A 17422-nucleotide genomic window follows, 5' to 3' on the forward strand; every position below is an offset into this window, starting at 1 on the left:
CGCCCGGCCAACCCCAACGGCTTCTGCCTTTAGCGACCAACCACGAGGGGCTGCGCCGTTGGCTGGAAACCTACAACGGAGCCAGCGCGGTGAACGGTGCCCACTGCAGGTTGCGCAGCACGGCATAGCCGGGCAGCAGCCACAGCCAGAACGTGGGGCTGGCCAGTACCCGCATCAGTGGATCAAGCACGCGCGGGCGTACGCCGGCGGTGTTGAGCAGCATCAGGAACAGGAAGGGCAGGCTGATGACCAGCAACGGGTTCATCGCCATCGCGCCGGGCAGGTCGAAGTGGACCAGTGAGTACAGGCAGCGCGTGCTGCCGCAGCCGGGGCAGTAGAAGCCGGTCAGTGCGTACAGCGGACAGCCCGGCAGCGGATTGCCGGAGACATACGGATTGACGTGGCGCAGGACCACGGCGGCACCCGCAGCCAGGCCGGACGCGGCCAGCAGCGGAGCCCAGCGGGTAAGTCGGGAACGAGCAGGAAATGCGGACATGCGGGGGCGGGATCCGGCGCATGGCCGGACCCCGTCGCGGGCATCAGTAGCTGCCGTTGCCGCCGCTCAGGGCGCCCAGGCCGCCAACGGCCATGATGATGATGAAGTACAGGACGCCAACCACAACGGCAGCGATGGCCGACCAGATGGCCCACTTCTTGGCCTTGTCGGCCGATTCACGGGCACCGGCGNCGTCGCCGGCAGCCAGCTTGCCGTTGACCTGGGCGGCGTAGACGATCGACACGATGCCGGCCGGCAGGCAGCAGAACAGGGTGGACAGGATGGCCCAGACCAGATTGTTGGGGACCTGCGCAGTGGTGGTGTTCATGGTTCAAGCTCCTCGATGGGTGGTGGTGGTGAATCAAAGGTCGGATAGAGCGCCCAGCGCGGCCAAGCCGCCGAACAGCCCGAACCACAACAGCAACAGGACTGGCAGGGCTGCGGCCGAAGCCACCGCCCACCAGCCCGCCTTGCGCGACGCGCTATAGGCCCCCGGCAGGTCACCGGCCGCATTGCGACCATCGACCTGGGCGGCATACACGATCGACACCACGCCCAACGGCAGGCAGCAGAACAGCGTCGTCAGGATCGCCCAGACCAGATGGTTGGGGATGTAGACCGGACGGCTGAGCGGTGGCGGTTGATTCAAAGCAAGACTCCATTCCTTGGTGGCCGGCCGTGTGAACGGGCCGAACCTCCCCCCTGTGGGTGCGTAATCTACCGCAACCTGCGGTGCATGTATGCGGTTACAGTCAGATCTCGCCGCTTATGACACATGACGGGGCAGTGAAAAGCCGGCGCTGGCGCCGGCTTTCGAAGCACGCTGTGGCTTGATCCGTGCGTCAGGCAAGGTCGCCGCGCAGGGTGCGGACCTGCGCTTCCAGGGCGGCGGCATCGGTTGAATGGCCATCCACCGCTGGGGCGGCGACCACCTCGACTGTCGCCCGGAACCGGCGCGGCACGCGCATGCGGCCCAGACGGGTGTCGCGGCGGCTCCACATGCTCGACCACATGCCGCGCAGGGCCATCGGCACCACCGGTACCGCACGGCGTTCAAGGATCTTCTCCACGCCGGATTTGAACGGTGCCATCGTGCCGTCGCGGGTCAGTGCGCCTTCCGGGAAGATGCATACCAGTTCGCCCTCGGCGAGTGCGGCGTCGACTTCATCGAACGCGCGCTGCATCAGGGCGGGGTCTTCGCGCGCACCGGCGATCGGAATCGCCTTGGCGGTGCGGAAGATCCAGCGCATCACCGGGATGTTGAAGATCCTGTAGTACATGACAAAGCGCACCGGGCGCGGGATCGTCGCCGACAGGATCAGCGCGTCCATGTAGCTGACGTGGTTGCAGACCAGCAGCGCGGCGCCCTCATCGGGCACGTTCGCTTCGATGCCGTGCGGGCGCAGCCGGTACAGCGTGCGCACCATCACCCAGCTGAGGAAGCGCATCAGGAATTCGGGGACGATGGTGAAGATGTAGATCGCCACCACGGCATTGGCGATGGCCAGTGCCAGGAACAGCTGCGGGATGGTCCAGCCGAGCAGGCGCTGGGTGAGCAGGCCGAGTATGGCCGCAGCGACGATGAAGCCGGAGTTCTGGATGTTCAGCGCAGCGAATACGCGCGACATCTCCGATTTCGGTGTGCGGCTCTGGATCAACGCAAACAGCGGCACCACGAAGAAGCCGGTGAACAGGCCGATGCCGAGCAGGTCGATGATGATGCGGATGCTGCCGGCCTGGTGCACGAACTGGGTGACCGACAGGCCCTGCGCGGTGGCCTCACCGGCGCGCGCGAAGTACAGGTCCAGCAGGAAGGCGGTCATGCCGAACGCACCCAGCGGCACCAGGCCGATCTCCACCGTGCGCGCCGACAGCTTTTCGCACAGCAGCGAACCGACGCCGGTGCCGACCGAGAACAGCGCCAGGGCGAAGATGTACAGGGTGGGCTCGCCACCGAGGTTGGTGACCGCATAGGACGGCAGCTGTGCGGTCAGGATGGTGCCGACGAACCAGAACCAGGACACGCCGAGGATGGCGTTGCGTACCGCCTTCTGTTTCCTGGCCATGCGCAGCACGGCCAGCGATTCGGGGATCGGGTTCCAGTTGATTTTCAGGTCCGGGGCGCCGGCATCCACCTTGGGGATCATGCGCGCGGCCAGGTTGCCGCAGATCGCCAGCGCGATGACCGCACTGGCGGCCACGATCGGGCCATGGCTGCCTGCCAGGGTGAACACCAGGCCGCCGACGATCATGCCGGTCAGGATCGACATCGACGTGCCCATCTCGACCAGGCCATTGCCACCGGTCAGTTCTTCCGGGCGCAGCACCGAGGGCAGCACCGAGTACTTCACCGGGCCGAACAGGGTGGACTGCAGGCCCGTACAGAACAGGGCCACCAGCAGCACCGGCAGGCTCTCGGTGAGAAAGCCCACCGCCGCCAGCGTCATGATCATGATCTCCATGGTGGTGGTGATCACGATCAGCCGCGACTTCTCCAGCTTTTCGGCGATCTGCCCGGCCAGGGCGGAGAACAGGAAGTAGGGCAGGATGAACAGCGCCGGCGCCAGGTTGGTGTAGAGCGTGCGCTCGCTCTCGGCCACGCCCAGGTAGAACAGCAGGCCGATGATCGCCTGCCGGTACACGTTGTCGTTGAAGGCACCCAGCCCCTGCACGATGAAGAACGGCAGGAAACGGCGCTGGCGCAGCAGGGCGAACTGGTTGTGACCGGACATGGAACCTCCTTGGACCGGCGCAGCCTAGCATTCCTGCCCGCACGCAGGGACGACGGGGCCGTCGTTCCGGGGGTATTGGATGCCGCCGTGGACGCACGCCGCTCCAGCAGATCACGCCACGCGTGGATGCCGCTCCAGTAGATCCGCGCCGTGCGTGGATGCCCTCCGCTCAGGCCAGGCCGCGCACCGCGCCATTGGCCGCTGCCCTCACTTTCGGCAACATCCGCAGCACCAGCGCCATCTGCGTGCGGATCAACTGCAGTTTCGGCGGCATCGTCTCATCGAGCTGCTCCAGTTCGGCGGCCACCGCACGATCGGCGTCGTTGTCCTCCTCCGACACCGGCTGCTGCGCCGTCAACGCCGATGCCAGCTGCTGCAGCGCTTTGCGCACCCGCTCGCCAGCGGCCAGCGCCAGTGGATCGCCCGCGTAGCTGTCGACCTGGTCGCGGTGCGCACCCAGCGCCGACAGATGCCCGAGCAGGGTGTTGGACAACGCCAGGAAGTGGAAACCCGAATCGAGGTTGCGGCGCACGTGGCCCGGTTCGCGCAGCATGTTCGACAAAGCGGTGGACAGTGCGGCATCGGCGTTGTGCATGTCGCGGCGGGCGATGCGGTAGGCCAGGTCGTCGCGCATGCCACTGCGGTACTGGCCCAGCACTGATTCCAGATAACGCGCGGCGGTATCCAGCACCCGTGCCAGCACACGGTGCAGCTGCCGACCCTGCCAGTCCGGCAGGATCAGGAACGCGGCCGCTGCGGCGATCGCGCACCCGAGGATCGTATCGACCATGCGTGGCACGATCAGCACGAAGCCGTCGCCGATCAGGTTGAAGCAGGTCAGCGCCATCACCGTGATGGCGGCCGAGGCGACCAGATAGCGGTCGGTACGGGTGAAGAAGAACAGCAGTGCCGACAGCAATGCGATCAGCAGCTGGATCTCCAGCGTTGGGAACAGCTGCAGCAGCGCCCAGGTCAGCACCAGGCCGGCCAGCGTACCGACGATGCGCTGGGCCAGGCGCTGGCGGGTGGCACCGAAGCTGGGCCGGCACACGAACACGATGGTCAGCAGGACCCATGAGCCGTTCTGTGCATTGAACAGACGGATGGCAACGAAACCGGCGATCAGTGCCAGCGCCATGCGCAGGCCATGGCGGAACAATACCGAGCCGGGGGTGAGCTGCTGGCGCAGGCGCACGCCCATTTCGCGCAGTGTGTGCGGGTTGCTGTCGCGCAGGCGGGTGTCGACGTTGTCCAGGCTGGCTTCGGATCGTTCGGCATCGAGCAGGCGGCGCTCGATGCTGCGAAGGTTGTGCACCAGCAGGTCCAGCGAGCCGAGCAGGCGCTGCCACTGCGGGCGTTGCTGGTCGCGCAGGTAGGCCAGGGCATCGGCCAGATCGCGCCCGGCCTGCTGGTTGCTCTCGCCGTAGACGAACGGACGACGCAGCCGGATCGCTTCGCCCAGCCGTGCGCAGGCCTGGCCCTGCAGGTCGAGCAGGCGCTGGCAGCGGTACAGCACGTCGCTGTGGAAGAACGCGTCGACCAGCGCGCCGTACGGGTAATGCGAGGAACTGGCACGCTCATGGAAATCCTGCGCCATGTAGTACAGGCGCAGGTACAGGCCGGAGTTGACGCCGGGCCGTCCGGAGCGGCCAAAGCGCGCCAGGATCGCCGTCTTCGCCTCGTTCAGCGCGCCGACCACGCGACGGTTCTGTTCGGCCAGGTCGAGCTGGCGGCGCTGCAGGTCCGCCTCGCGCACGGGTTCGAACAGCGCGGCCTTGAGCTGCAGGTAACGCCCCAGTTCCACGTACAGGCGGGCCACGCGCTCGCGCACCGGCCGGTTGGCGAACAGCGTGGTCCACAGGATCGACAGCAGCCCGTACCAGACCGCACCCGCAAGCAGGTGGCTGACCGCATCCAGCGCACTGTGCAGGTCATGGGCACCATGCTGTTCCAGGCCGATCATGGTGTAGATGGCCAGCGTGACGGTCGCCTGGGCGATGGACGCGTAGCGCTCGCCCAGTGCACCGAGCAGGGTCAGGCCAAACGTGGACAGCGCCAGGGCCGCGATGAATATCCACGGCCAGGGAAACAGCCAGATCACCGAGGCCGCTGCCAGGCAGAAGCACAGCAGCGACAGCAGCACGGCCTTGGTCCGGCCCCACCAGTTGTCGTCGGTCTCGGCAATCGCACTGGCGATGATGCCGAGGAACACGCCGGGCAGCGCGGTCAGCGCATCCAGGTGCCAGCACACGGCCAGGGCCGCTGTCAGGGCAATGAACACCCGCAGGCCATAGCTGGCCTTCTCGTGGGCCCACAGGCGGCTGAGTCGGGATTCGCGTGCGGACATGCAGGCTCGGCGGAAGGATCGGCCACCATTATTGCGGGCCACGCGTGAAATCCGGTAGCGCCGCGCCATGCGCGGCGTGGCATGCAGCCGCCGAGCATGGCCCGGCGCTACCGAGGCCCGTTACATGTCGAACCGCACGCTGAGCGCGAAGGTGCGCGGCAGGCCGACGCCGGTATTGGACCAGTACCTGCGGTTGGCCAGGTTCTCCACGCTGGCCCGCAGGGTCACCGGATGGCCGGAGGCCAGCAGGCGGTAACCGATGCCGGCGTTGACGAGGGTGTAGTCGGGCAGCTTCAGGGTGTTGTCGGCGTCGTACCAGACATCGCCGTAGTAGCGCACGGCGGCATAGGTCTCCAGCCCTTCCACCCACGGCAGCTGGTAAGTGGCGTGCAGCACGCCGCTCCAGCGCGCAGCACCGACGGTACGGTTGCCTTCCTGCGCCGCGCTGCCCGGTGACAGCTTGTCGTAGGTCGGGTCCAGCCAGGTCACGCCACCGCCCACGGTCAGCGCATCGGTCAGGTGCAGGTCGGCGCTGCCTTCGACGCCTTCGTACAGGGTGATGCCATCCTGCACCAGGCGCTTGCCTGCATCGGTCAGCTGATCGATGTTGGCGCCACGTTCCAGGCGGAACGCAGCGACATTCGCGGTCCAGCGATTCGCTTCCACCTTGGCGCCGATCTCGTACTGCTTGCTGATGGTGGGGTCGAGCACATCGCCGGCATTGATGTAGCTGTTGCCTACGCGGCTGCCTGCTTCCAGCGACTCGATGTAGCTGGCATACAGGGTGACGGCCTCGCTGGGCTTGAACATGACCGCATAGGTCGGGGTGACCGGATAGGTGTGGTAGGCGCCCTTGGTCTCGAAGTCGTTGTAGCGCCAACCGGCCAGCACCGACCAGCCATGGCCGAGATCGACGGTATCGCTGACGAACACCGCCTGCTGCACGGTCTCGTCACCGCGGGTCATCACCCGGGAACCCACCGCGTCGTGACGGATGCCATGGCGCTGGTAGAGGTTGGCGCGGCCGATCAGGCTGAACTCGTAGGGACGGTCCCAGCCCAGCCCGGTCTGGTGGCTGACACCGGCCACCAGCTGGTGCTGCAGTGGGCCGGTGCCGAAGCGGCCCTGCACCAGTGCCTGTGCCAGCTTCCACTCGCTCTTGCCGCCGAGCTCATAGACGTTGACGGCGTAGTTGCCGTTGGTGTCGTCGATGTAGGCGAAGATCTTGTTGACGTCGTTCCACGAGGTGGTGACGCCATAGCTCAGGCTGGCCTTCCAGTCGCTGTTGATCTGCCAGTTCAGCGCGGTGGACAGCAGGCTGGAGCGTGTGTCGTAGTAGGTGCCGGGCACGCTGTTGTCGACATCGCCGGCGATCGGCCGCGGCAGTGAGGTCAGGCCAGGGAAGTAGTACTGCGGTGATTCCTCGCGCAGGTCGCGCGACTGGAACACGCCGTCGAAGGTCCAGGTGAGCGCATCGCTCAGGCGCGCGTCCAGCGACAGTGCACCGACCTTGCGATCGACATGGCCACCGTTGAAGGTTTCGCCCTTTTCCTGGTACGCGTTGAAGCGGTAGCCGAACATCTGCTCGTTGCCGAAGCGGCCGCCGACGTCGATGCCGCCGCTGACGATGCCCTGCTCGCGCCAGCCGAGCTGGGCGGAGAAGGTCGGCACGTCGGTCGGCTTCTTGGTGATGTAGTTGACGATGCCGCCCGGCGCGCCGAAGCCGTACAGGAAACCTCCCGGACCCTTCAGCAGGTCGACCTGCTCCATCACTTCCAGCGGCCATTCGGTGCCCCAGGACGAGACCTGCAGGCCGTTGACCCGGTAGCTGTCGAAATTCAGATCGATGCCACGGTTGCGGATCGGCGAGCTCCAGCCACTGGCATAGGCGCTGACCTGGGTGGTGACCGAGGGGTCGAGCAGGAAGGCTTCGCCCAGCGACACGACCTGGCGCTGTTCGATCTGCTCACGGCCGACGGCGGTGATCGCGAACGGGGTATCACGCAGGGCGCGATCGCCGAGAGCGCCAGCCTCGGTATGGGTACGCTCGGCGATGACCTTGACCGCGTCCAGATCGGTGGCGCTGCGGGATCCGGCCGGGGCTTCGGCGTGTGCAGTGCAGGCGGCGGACAGCGCGACGGCCAGTACGGCCAGGCGGGGGGAGCGAATCGGCAACATCGATGGAGATCCTCGGCGGGAGGCCACGGGCCATCCGCCCATGCAGGGGGGAAAGGTCGGTGGCTGGGATCACGCAGGCGTGCCGGGGACGGCAGCGGGGCGCCACAAGGGGGCGCAGGACCATGGCTGGATGAGAATTGTTCTCTTTTCGTTACAGCGCGTCAAATGCCATCGGCGTGCGGACCAACGGTCCGCACCCACCAAAGGCCGGTAGCGCCGCGCCATGCCCGGCGAGCGCGCAGCGCGGATTGCTGAAAGGCCGCCGGGCATGGCCCGGCGCTGCCGAAGTCAGGCCCGCTGTGCGCGCCTGAGGAGCTTCGCTTCACGCCTGCGCGCGCGCCGCGCCTTCCAGCGCTCGGCCAGGCACGAGAAGATCACATACAGCGCCGGCGTGCTGAGCAGGGTCAGGCTCTGCGAGAACAGCAGGCCGCCGATCATCGCGATGCCCAGCGGGCGACGCAGCTCTGAACCTTCGCCCAGGCCGATCGCCAGCGGCACCGCCGCCAGGATTGCCACCATCGTGGTCATCATGATCGGGCGGAAACGCACGATGCTGGCTTCACGGGCAGCCTCGCGCGGAGTCAGCCCATGTTCGCGCTGCGCCACCAGGGCGAAGTCGATCATCATGATCGCGTTCTTCTTGACGATGCCGATCAGCAGCACCAGCGCGATCATCGAGATCACCGACAGTTCGGTGTTGGTGCCGAACAGCGCCAGCAACGCGCCGACGCCGGCGGCCGGCAGGGTGGACAGGATCGTCACCGGGTGGATCAGGCTTTCGTAGAGGATGCCCAACACCAGGTAGACGGTGAGGATGGCTGCCAGCACCAGGATCAGCATGTCGCTGGGGTCGGAATTGAAGCCGAAGCCGGCGTCGTCGGCCAGGCGGATGTCGCCGGGCATGCGCATGCCGGCCACGGTGCTGTCGATGATGGCCTTGGCCTCGCCCATGCTGACGCCGGGGGCGAGGTTGTAGCTCAGGTCCATCGTCGTGTACTGGTTTTCATGGGTGATCTGCGAGGGCGCCAGGCCCGGCGCCTGGCGGGCCACCGCCGTGATCGGCACCATCTCGCCGTTGCGTGCGCGCACATGCACTTCGTCCAGCGCCGCAGGCGTGGCGGTCTGCGACGGCAGCGCATTGACCACCACGCTGTACTGGTTGATGTCCGAGTAGATGGTGGAGATCTGGCGCTGGCCGAAGGCGCCGTACAGCGCACCGTCGATGGCGCCGACCGAGATGCCCAGGCGCGCGGCCTTGGCCCGGTCGATCTCGATGTTCTGGCGCAGGCCAGCGTTGTCGACGTCGGTGCCGACATCACGCAGCTTCGGGTTCTTCTTCAATGCCGCCTGCAGCTTGGGCAGCCATTCCTGCAGTGCGGCCAGGTCGTTGCCCTGCAGCGAGACGCGGTACTGCGCGCCCTGGCTGTTGCCACCGCCATCGTTGCTGGGCAGGTCCTGGATCGCGCGCAGGCGCAGCTGCAGGTCCGGGTAGCGGTCGGCCTTCGCACTCAGCCGTGCCAGTGCGTGTGCAGTGGTTTCGCGGCGGCCTTCCTTGCGCGACTTCAGTTCGACGTTGAACTGCGCGCTGGAGCCCTGGCGGCCGCTGCCCAGGCGCACACCCACGGTCTTCACCGCCGGGTCGGCCATCAGCATGTCGGTGATGCGGCGCTGGCGGCTGACCATGTCCTCGAAGGACACCGTCGCACTGGAATTGGCGCGGCCCCAGATCAGGCCGGTGTCCTGTGGCGGGAACGCGCCCTTCTTCACCGCACCGAACAGGAAGATGGTGACGCCGATCAGGATCAACGGCGTCAACGACAGCAGCAGCGCATGGCGCAGCGAAAAATCAAGGAACACGGTGTAGATGCGCAGCATCCGCTCGTGACCGGCATCGAGCCAGCGGCCGAAGCGCGACGGTGCCGCCGCGTGGTCGTGCGCGCTGAGGAAGCGGCTGCACAGCGCCGGGGTCAGCGTCAGCGAAACGATCATCGACACCACGATCGCCGCCACCAGGGTCACGGTGAACTCGCGGAAGAACGCGCCCATCATGCCGCTGGCGAACAGCAGCGGGATGAACACCGCCACCAGCGAGGCGGTGATCGAGACGATGGTGAAGCCGATTTCGCGCGCACCGGCGAAGGCCGCCTGCATCCGCGGCATGCCCTCGTCGAGGTGGCGCATGATGTTCTCGATCACCACGATCGCATCGTCGACCACGAAACCGATCGCGATCACCAGCGCCAGCAGGCTCAGGTTGTTCAGGGTGAAGCCCATCACGTACATAACCAGCGCAGCACCGGCCAGCGACAGCGGCACGGTCACCGCCGCGATCAGCGTCGGCGCCAACCGGCGCAGGAACAGCGCCATGGTCAGCACCACCATCGCCAGGCTGATCAGCAGGGTGATCTGCACTTCATGCAGCGACGAGCGGATGGTCGGGGTGCGGTCGAAGTAGGGCGTCATCGTGGTGCCCGGCTGCAGGTAGTCGCGCAACGCGGGAATCTGCGCTTTCACCCGGTCCACGGTCTCGACGATGTTGGCGCCGGCGCGGGTGAACACATACATCACCACGGCCGGTTTGTGGTCGAACCACGCGGCCTGGTAGGCGTCCTGCTGGCCGTCGTAGACGTTGGCGATGTCCTTCAGGCGGATCACCCGGCCATCGCCCTGGGTCTTGACCACCAGATCGGCGAAGTCGGCGGCGCGTGCGACCGAATCGTTGGCGATGATCGCCGTGGTGGTGTTGCCATCGCTGAGGAAGCCGGTGGGCGAGGTCACGTTGGCCGCGCGCACGGCATTGCGCAGGTCGTCGGCGGTCAGTCCCAGCGCGTTCATCAGGCGCAGGTTGACGTCCACACGCACCGCCGGCGTCGAGGCACCGGCGATATCCACCGAGGCGACACCGCCGATCTGGCGGATGCGCTGGGCCAGCAGCGAATCGGCGACGTTGTACAGCTCATCGGCGGACTGCGTCTGCGAGGTCAGCGCGATGGCGATCACCGGATCGTCGTTCGGGTTCGCCTTCTGGTACATCGGCGAGCCCATGCCCGAGGGCAGGTCGGCCTGCGCCGAATTGATCGCGGTCTGTACGTCCAGCGCGGCCGAATCGATGTCGCGGTCGCTCTGGAAGATCATGAACACCAGCGAGCTGCCTTCCGAACTCGACGAGCGCATGCGGTCGATGCCCGGCAGCTGGCCGAGGTGGCGCTCCAGCGGCGCGGTCACCGTGGAGGCCATGGTCGCCGCATCCGCACCGGACTGGCTGGCGTGCACGAAGATCACCGGGATCTCGATGTTCGGCAACGCCGACACGCCGAGCCGCAGGTAACAGATCACGCCGACCATGAACAAGCCGATGGCAAGCAGGGCGGTGCCGATCGGGCGACGGATGAAGGGGCCGGACAGGTTCATCGTGCAGCCCCCCGAAGGTGCGGGGCCAGGGTCATGCCTGCGGCTCCTGCACCGTGCCATCGCGCAGCGCACGCTGTTCGCGGCGACGGGCGAGCCATTCCGAGAAGCGTTCCATGTACAGGTAGATCACCGGCGTGGTGTACAGGGTTACCAGCTGCGACAGCAGCAGGCCGCCGACGATGGCGATGCCCAGCGGCCGACGCAGTTCCGAGCCGATGCCGGTGCCCAGCGCCAGCGGCAACGCGCCAAGCATGGCTGCAGCGGTGGTCATCATGATCGGGCGGAAGCGCAGCAGGCAGGCGCGGCGGATGGCTTCGCGCGCGTTGGCGCCGGTGCGCCGCGCCTCGATGGCGAAGTCGACCATCATGATGCCGTTCTTCTTGACGATGCCGATCAGCAGCACGATGCCGACGATGCCGTCCACCGACAGGCTCAGGCCACAGACCATCAATGCCAGCAGCGCACCGACGCCGGCCGGCGGCAGGGTCGAGATGATCGTGATCGGGTGGATGTAGCTCTCGTACAGCACGCCCAGCACGATGTAGATCACCACCAGCGAGGCCAGCAGCAGCCACACCACGTCGGTCTGGCTGCCGGTGAATTCAGCGGCCTTGCCGATGAACTGCGCATGCACGTGCGCCGGCATGTCCAGGCTGGCCTTGGTCTCTTCGATGGCCTTGACCGCATCGGACAGCGAATAGCCAGCCGCGACGTTGAAGGAAACCGTCACCGCAGGCAGCTGCTGCTGGTGGCTGACCAGCAGCGGCGCGCTGGAAACCTTCGCCTCGGCCAGCGCCGACAACGGGATGATGCCGCCCGCACCGACGGTGATGCCGGTGTTCTGTGCACCGATACCGGTGGCGGTCGACGAGTTGGACGAGGTGACCTGGCCGAAGCTGGTCGCGTTGGTGCCGGTGAGGGCGCCGGCGCCGTTGGAGGCGACCGCCAGCTGTTCCATCAGCGCGGTGCTGGTGCGGAACTGCGGCGCCACTTCCAGCACCACCCGGTACTGGTTGAGCTCGGTGAAGATGGTCGAGATCTGGCGCTGGCCGAACGCATCGTAGAGGGTGTCGTCGATGGTCTGCATCGGCACGCCCAGCACGCTGGCCTTGTCGCGGTCGATGTTCAGTTCCAGTGCGCGGCCCTGGTTGGACAGGTTGTTGTCGACGTCGGCCAGTTCCGGGCGCTGGCGCAGCGCCTGGGTCAGGCGGTTGGCCTGCAGCGCGACTTCCGCGCTGTCCACGTCCGACAGCGAGTACTGGTACTCGGTGGCGGCCACGCGGGTGTCCAGGGTCACGTCCTGTACCGGCTTCAGGTACAGCGCCACGCCGGGAATACCGGCGACGGATTTCTGCAGGCGCGGCAGGATGTCTTCCAGCCCATCACGTTCGCCGCGCTCTTTCAGCACGATCGACAGCTGGCCCTGGTTGAGCGTGGGGTTCATGCTGCCGGCACCGATGAAGGCCGATACGCCGGTCACGTCCGGATCCCTGCGCAGCGCTTCGGCCACCTGCTGGGTGCGTTGCTCCATCTGCGGGAAGGCGATGTTCTGGTCGGCCTGGACCACGGCGGTGATCAGGCCGGTGTCCTGTTCGGGCAGCAGGCCCTTGGGAATCAGCACGTACAGCAGCACGGTCAGTACCAGCGCGGCAGCGGCCACGGCCAGGGTGAGCGGCTGGTGTTCCAGCACCCAGTCCAGGCTGCGCTCATACAGGCCGACGGTGCGCGTCCACAGGTTCTGCTTGCCGGCCGCGGCCGCACGTTCGTGCGCGTCTTCGCCCTCGGGCAGCGCATCGGGCTTGAGCAGGTAGGCGCACATCATCGGGGTGAGCGTCAGCGAGATCAGCATCGACAGCACCACGGCGATGCTCAGCACCCAGGCGAACTCGTGGAACAGGCGGCCGGTGACGCCGGGCATCAGCAGCAGCGGCAGGAAAACCGCCACCAGCGAAACCGTCAGCGACAGCACGGTGAAGCCGATCTGGCGCGCACCGATCTCGGCCGCCTCCTTGCCGCTCTTGCCTTGTTCGATGTAGCGCACGATGTTCTCGATCATCACGATCGCATCGTCGACCACGAAGCCGGTGGCCACCACCAGCGCCATCAGCGAGAGGTTGTCCAGCGACATGCCGGTGAAGGCCATCACTGCGAAGGTGCCGGCCAGCGACAACGGTACCGCCACCGAGGGAATGATGGTGGCCCAGAACCGGCGCAGGAACACGAAGATCACCGCCACCACCAGGCCGATGGTCAGGATCAGGGTGAACTGTACTTCATGCACCGAGGCGCGGATGGTTTCGGTACGGTCGGAGAACACCTCCAGGTGCACGTCGGCCGGCAGCACGCCCTGCAGCTGCGGCAGCAGCGCGCGGATGCGCTCGACGGTCTGCACGATGTTGGCGCCCGGCTGCCGGCGCACTTCCAGCAGCACGGCCGGCTTGCCGTCGGCCCATGCCGCCAGCTGGTCGTTCTCCACGCCATCGATCACTTCGGCCACGTCGGACAGCCGCACCGGGCGGCCGTTCTTGTAGCTGATGATGGTGTCGCGGTACTCGGCGGCGCTGGCCAGCTGGTCGTTGGTGCCGATGCTGTAGGACTGGGTCTTGCCGTTCAGCGAGCCCTTCGGCGCATTGACGTTGGCCTGGGTGAGCGCGCTGCGCAGCTCTTCCAGGGTCAAGCCCATGTTGGACAGCTGCGCCGGATTGACCTGGATGCGCACGGCCGGACGCACGTTGCCGGCGATCGACACCAGGCCCACGCCCTGAACCTGCGACAGGCGCTGGGCGAGGATCGAATCAGCGTAGTTGTTGACGTCGCGCAGCGGCCGCGTATCGGAGGTCAGCTTGAGGGTGACGATGGCTGCGTCGGCGGGGTTCACCCGGTTGTAGACCGGCTGGTACGGCAGTGACGAGGGCAGGGTGGCCTGGCGGATCGCCGCCTGCACGTCCTGTGCGGCGATGTCGATGTCGCGGTCCATCGAGAACTGCAGGATGATCGTCGACAACCCCGCCGAGGAATCGGAGGTCATCAGTTCCAGCCCGGAGATCTGCCCGAACTGGCGCTCCAGCGGCGTGGTCACCAGCGAGGCCATGGTGGTGGCGTTGGCACCCGGATACTGGGTGGTGACCACCAGGCTGGGCGCATCGATTTCCGGCAGCGCCGACACCGGCAGCTTGCGGTAACCGAGAATGCCCAGCAGCAACAGGCCCGCCATCAACAGCGAGGTCGCGATGGGACGGCGGATGAAGATCGTCGAAAAGCCCACGGACTGATCCTTGCTGGCGCTTCAATGGCAGCGCCGGCATCGATGCCGGCGCGAAGGGAAAGGGTGGCCTGCGCTCAGCGCGGACCACCACCACGACGGCCGCTGCCGCCACTTTTCTGTTCGGCGGCCTTCAGTTCGGCCTCGGTCGGTGCGGCCGGCGTTTCGCCCGGCTTCAGCGCGGTCACCTTGCTGCCCGGCTTCAGGCGGAACTGGCCTTCGCTGACCACGCGCTCGCCGCCTTTCAGGCCTTCGGCGATCTGCACCTGGCTGTCGCCCACTTCCACGCCACTGCGCACGGTCTGCATCTTCACCGTGTTGTCGCCCTGCACGACGTAGACGTACTCGCCATCCGGGCCACGCAGCACTGCCTGGGTCGGGATCACCACGCCGCCGCCGATGGTGCGCAGCTGCATGCGCACATTGACGAACTGGCCCGGCCACAGGCCGTTGTCGGTGTTGTCGAACACCGCGCGTGCCTTGAAGGTGCCGCTGTCGGCGCTGATCAGGTTGTCGACCACATCCAGCCTGCCGTCGCCGCTGAGCACGTGCGAATCGGCGCGGTCCAGCGCTGCGACCGGCACGCTGCCGGCGGCCTGCGCCTGGCGCACGTCGCCGAGCTGGCGTTCGGGCAGGTTGAACAACACGTGGATCGGATGGATCTGGGTCAGGGTGACCAGCGCGGTACCGGCGTTGACCACGTTGCCGGCGTCGACCGCGCGGATGCCGGCGATACCGGTGATCGGCGCGGTGACCTTGGTGTACTGCAGCTGCACCTGCGCCGAACGCATGCTGGCTTCATTGGCGGCGACCGCGCTTTCGTACTGTGCCACCTGGTTTCGTTGTGTATCCAGATCGGTCTTGGCCACGAACTGGCGGTACTCCGGCGCGTTCGAACGCTGGTAGTTCGAACGTGCAGTGGCCAGCAGGGCTTCGTTCTGGCGCTTGGATGCAACGGCCTGGTCATAGCTGGCCTGGGCGGTGCGGGGGTCGATCACCGCCAGCACGTCGCCCTTCTTCACTTCCTGGCCTTCGCGGAAATTGAGGCTCATCAGCTGGCCGCCCACCTGCGGGCTGACCGTCACGGTGTTCATCGCGGTCACCGTGCCCAGTGCGCTGGCATACACCGGCACGTCCTGGCGCGCGGCCTCGACCACGGTCACCGGCACCGGGCCGGCATCGGGATCTTCACCCCCCTGGCCGGCGCCTGCCTGCTGGCCGGCAGCCTTGTCCTTGCCGCCACCCAGCACGCGCAGGCCGACCACGGCCAGCACCAGTACCGCCACGACCAGCAGCACGATCTTCCAAACACGTGACATTCAAGACTCCAAGAGGGCTGGATGGGGTGGCACCCCGGGTGGCAATGCGCAAAGCATACCTGTGGCCCACCGGGTTTCCTGCATGACGGATGGGACGGGCGCTCAGACAGATGGACGACGCTGGAGGTTCCCGCAGCGGCAATGTTGCCCTACATTCAGGTGCAGACCCCTTCCGTGGAGATCGAGATGCGCCATTCGTTGCTGCTGTCCGCCCTGCTGCTGGCCCTGCCGGCCCTTGCCCACGCCGAGGACGGACAGCGCCCGGAAGTGACCGCTGCCGCACAGCGCCTGCAGGCCAAGGTGGTTGAATGGCGTCGCGATTTCCATCAGCACCCGGAATTGTCCAACCGCGAGGAGCGCACCTCCGCCGAGGTCGCCAAGCGCCTGCGCGCGATGGGCCTGAAGCCGAAGACCGGCATCGCCCACCACGGCGTGGTGGCGATCATCGAAGGTGGCAAGCCGGGCCCGAAGATTGCCCTGCGCGCGGACATGGATGCACTGCCGGTGACCGAGCAGACCGGCCTGCCATTCGCGTCAAAAGCCACCGCCCAGTACCGCGGGCAGACGGTGGGGGTGATGCACGCCTGTGGCCATGACGCGCACACCGCCACCCTGCTGGGCGTAGCCGAAGCGCTGGTGGCGATGAAGAAGGATCTGCCGGGCCAGGTGATGCTGATCTTCCAGCCGTCCGAGGAAGGTGCGCCGCCGCCGGAAGAGGGCGGTGCTGCGCTGATGCTGAAGGAAGGCCTGTTTGCCGACTTCAAGCCCGAGGCGGTATTCGGCCTGCATGTGTTCTCCAGCGTGCAGGCAGGGCAGATCGCGGTGCGCGGTGGCCCGCTGATGGCCGCGTCCGATCGTTTCGGCATCAAGGTGATCGGCCGGCAGACGCATGGCTCGGCACCGTGGAACGGCGTCGACCCGATTGTTGCTACTGCTGATCTGATCGGCACCGCACAGACCATCGTCAGCCGCCGCGCCAACCTCTCCAAGCAGCCGGCGGTGCTGACCTTCGGTGCGATCAACGGCGGCATCCGTTACAACATCATTCCCGATGAAGTGGAGATGGTCGGCACCATCCGCACCTTCGACGAAGGCATGCGCCAGCAGATCTTCGCCGACCTGCGCAACGTGGCCGACCACACCGCTGCCGCGCATGGGGCCAAGGCGGTGACCGACATCTACGAATCGGAAGGCAACCCGGCCACGGTGAACGACCCGGCGCTGACCGCGAAGATGCTGCCGAGCCTGCAGGCGGTGGTGGGCAAGGACAACGTGTATGAGCCGCCGCTGCAGATGGGCGCGGAGGATTTCTCGCTGTACGCCAAGGAAGTGCCGGGCATGTTCTTCTTCGTCGGTTCCACCAGCGTGGGCATCGACCCGGCGACGGCGCCGGCCAACCATTCGCCGAAGTTCCTGCTGGATGAGAAGGCGCTGGATGTCGGATTCCGCGCGCTGCTGCAGGTGAGCCTGGATTATCTGCATGGTACGGGCACCCCGGCGGGTTGAGGGTTTCCGGCAGGGCTGCGCCCTGCACCCACCGAAGCGGTAGTGCCGGCGGCTGGCCGGCAACAGCAACAGCAACAGCAGAAGCAGAAGCGGGCTATCCGTGGGATGGCGGGGTGGGTCCGGTTGCGGGGGACGCCGTAAACCCGTCCATGAAGTGACCCCCTGGAGTTG

At 66.8% G+C, this 17422-nt stretch carries 10 protein-coding genes; 1 reads left to right on the forward strand and 9 read right to left on the reverse strand.

Annotated features, from left to right (window positions below):
• Positions 1-70: 70 nt before the first annotated feature.
• From TEP_RS01670 to TEP_RS01710, 9 genes are all read right to left on the reverse strand, one after another.
• Positions 71-496, reverse strand: coding sequence for a DUF2752 domain-containing protein (locus tag TEP_RS01670; RefSeq protein WP_132823911.1), 426 nt, complete (start codon positions 494-496; stop codon positions 71-73).
• A gap of 43 nt (positions 497-539) precedes the next feature.
• Positions 540-824 (reverse strand): CD225/dispanin family protein, encoded by a 285-nt coding sequence (locus TEP_RS01675; protein WP_132823913.1) that lies wholly within the window; start codon positions 822-824, stop codon positions 540-542.
• Between the two features lie 33 nt (positions 825-857).
• Positions 858-1145 (reverse strand): CD225/dispanin family protein, encoded by a 288-nt coding sequence (locus TEP_RS01680; protein WP_025874636.1) that lies wholly within the window; start codon positions 1143-1145, stop codon positions 858-860.
• A 193-nt stretch (positions 1146-1338) separates the two neighbouring features.
• Positions 1339-3228, reverse strand: coding sequence for an MFS transporter (locus tag TEP_RS01685; protein WP_132823915.1), 1890 nt, complete (start codon positions 3226-3228; stop codon positions 1339-1341).
• Between the two features lie 169 nt (positions 3229-3397).
• Positions 3398-5575, reverse strand: a complete 2178-nt coding sequence (yccS, locus tag TEP_RS01690) for a YccS family putative transporter (protein ID WP_049466553.1) — start codon at positions 5573-5575, stop codon at positions 3398-3400.
• Positions 5576-5695: 120 nt separating this feature from the next.
• Positions 5696-7753 carry a TonB-dependent receptor gene (locus tag TEP_RS01695; RefSeq protein ID WP_132823917.1) on the reverse strand — a complete coding sequence of 686 codons (2058 nt, stop codon included), beginning with the start codon at positions 7751-7753 and terminating at the stop codon, positions 5696-5698.
• A 288-nt stretch (positions 7754-8041) separates the two neighbouring features.
• Positions 8042-11164: an efflux RND transporter permease subunit gene (locus tag TEP_RS01700; RefSeq protein WP_132823919.1), complete on the reverse strand. Its 3123-nt coding sequence runs from the start codon at positions 11162-11164 to the stop codon at positions 8042-8044.
• Positions 11165-11195: 31 nt separating this feature from the next.
• A complete protein-coding gene (locus TEP_RS01705) occupies positions 11196-14429 on the reverse strand; it encodes an efflux RND transporter permease subunit (RefSeq protein WP_025874642.1) in 3234 nt (1077 codons plus the stop codon).
• A 74-nt stretch (positions 14430-14503) separates the two neighbouring features.
• Complete coding sequence (locus tag TEP_RS01710; protein ID WP_132823921.1) at positions 14504-15745, reverse strand: efflux RND transporter periplasmic adaptor subunit; 1242 nt, start codon at positions 15743-15745, stop codon at positions 14504-14506.
• A gap of 186 nt (positions 15746-15931) precedes the next feature.
• Between TEP_RS01710 and TEP_RS01715 the strand changes: the two genes are divergently transcribed.
• The gene (locus TEP_RS01715; protein WP_132826423.1) at positions 15932-17251 is read left to right on the forward strand and encodes a M20 family metallopeptidase; all 1320 of its coding nucleotides are present in this window, start codon (positions 15932-15934) and stop codon (positions 17249-17251) included.
• Positions 17252-17422 lie beyond the last annotated feature (171 nt).

It is taken from the genome of Stenotrophomonas sp. TEPEL (assembly GCF_004348785.1).
GTDB classification, from domain to species: domain Bacteria; phylum Pseudomonadota; class Gammaproteobacteria; order Xanthomonadales; family Xanthomonadaceae; genus Stenotrophomonas; species Stenotrophomonas indicatrix.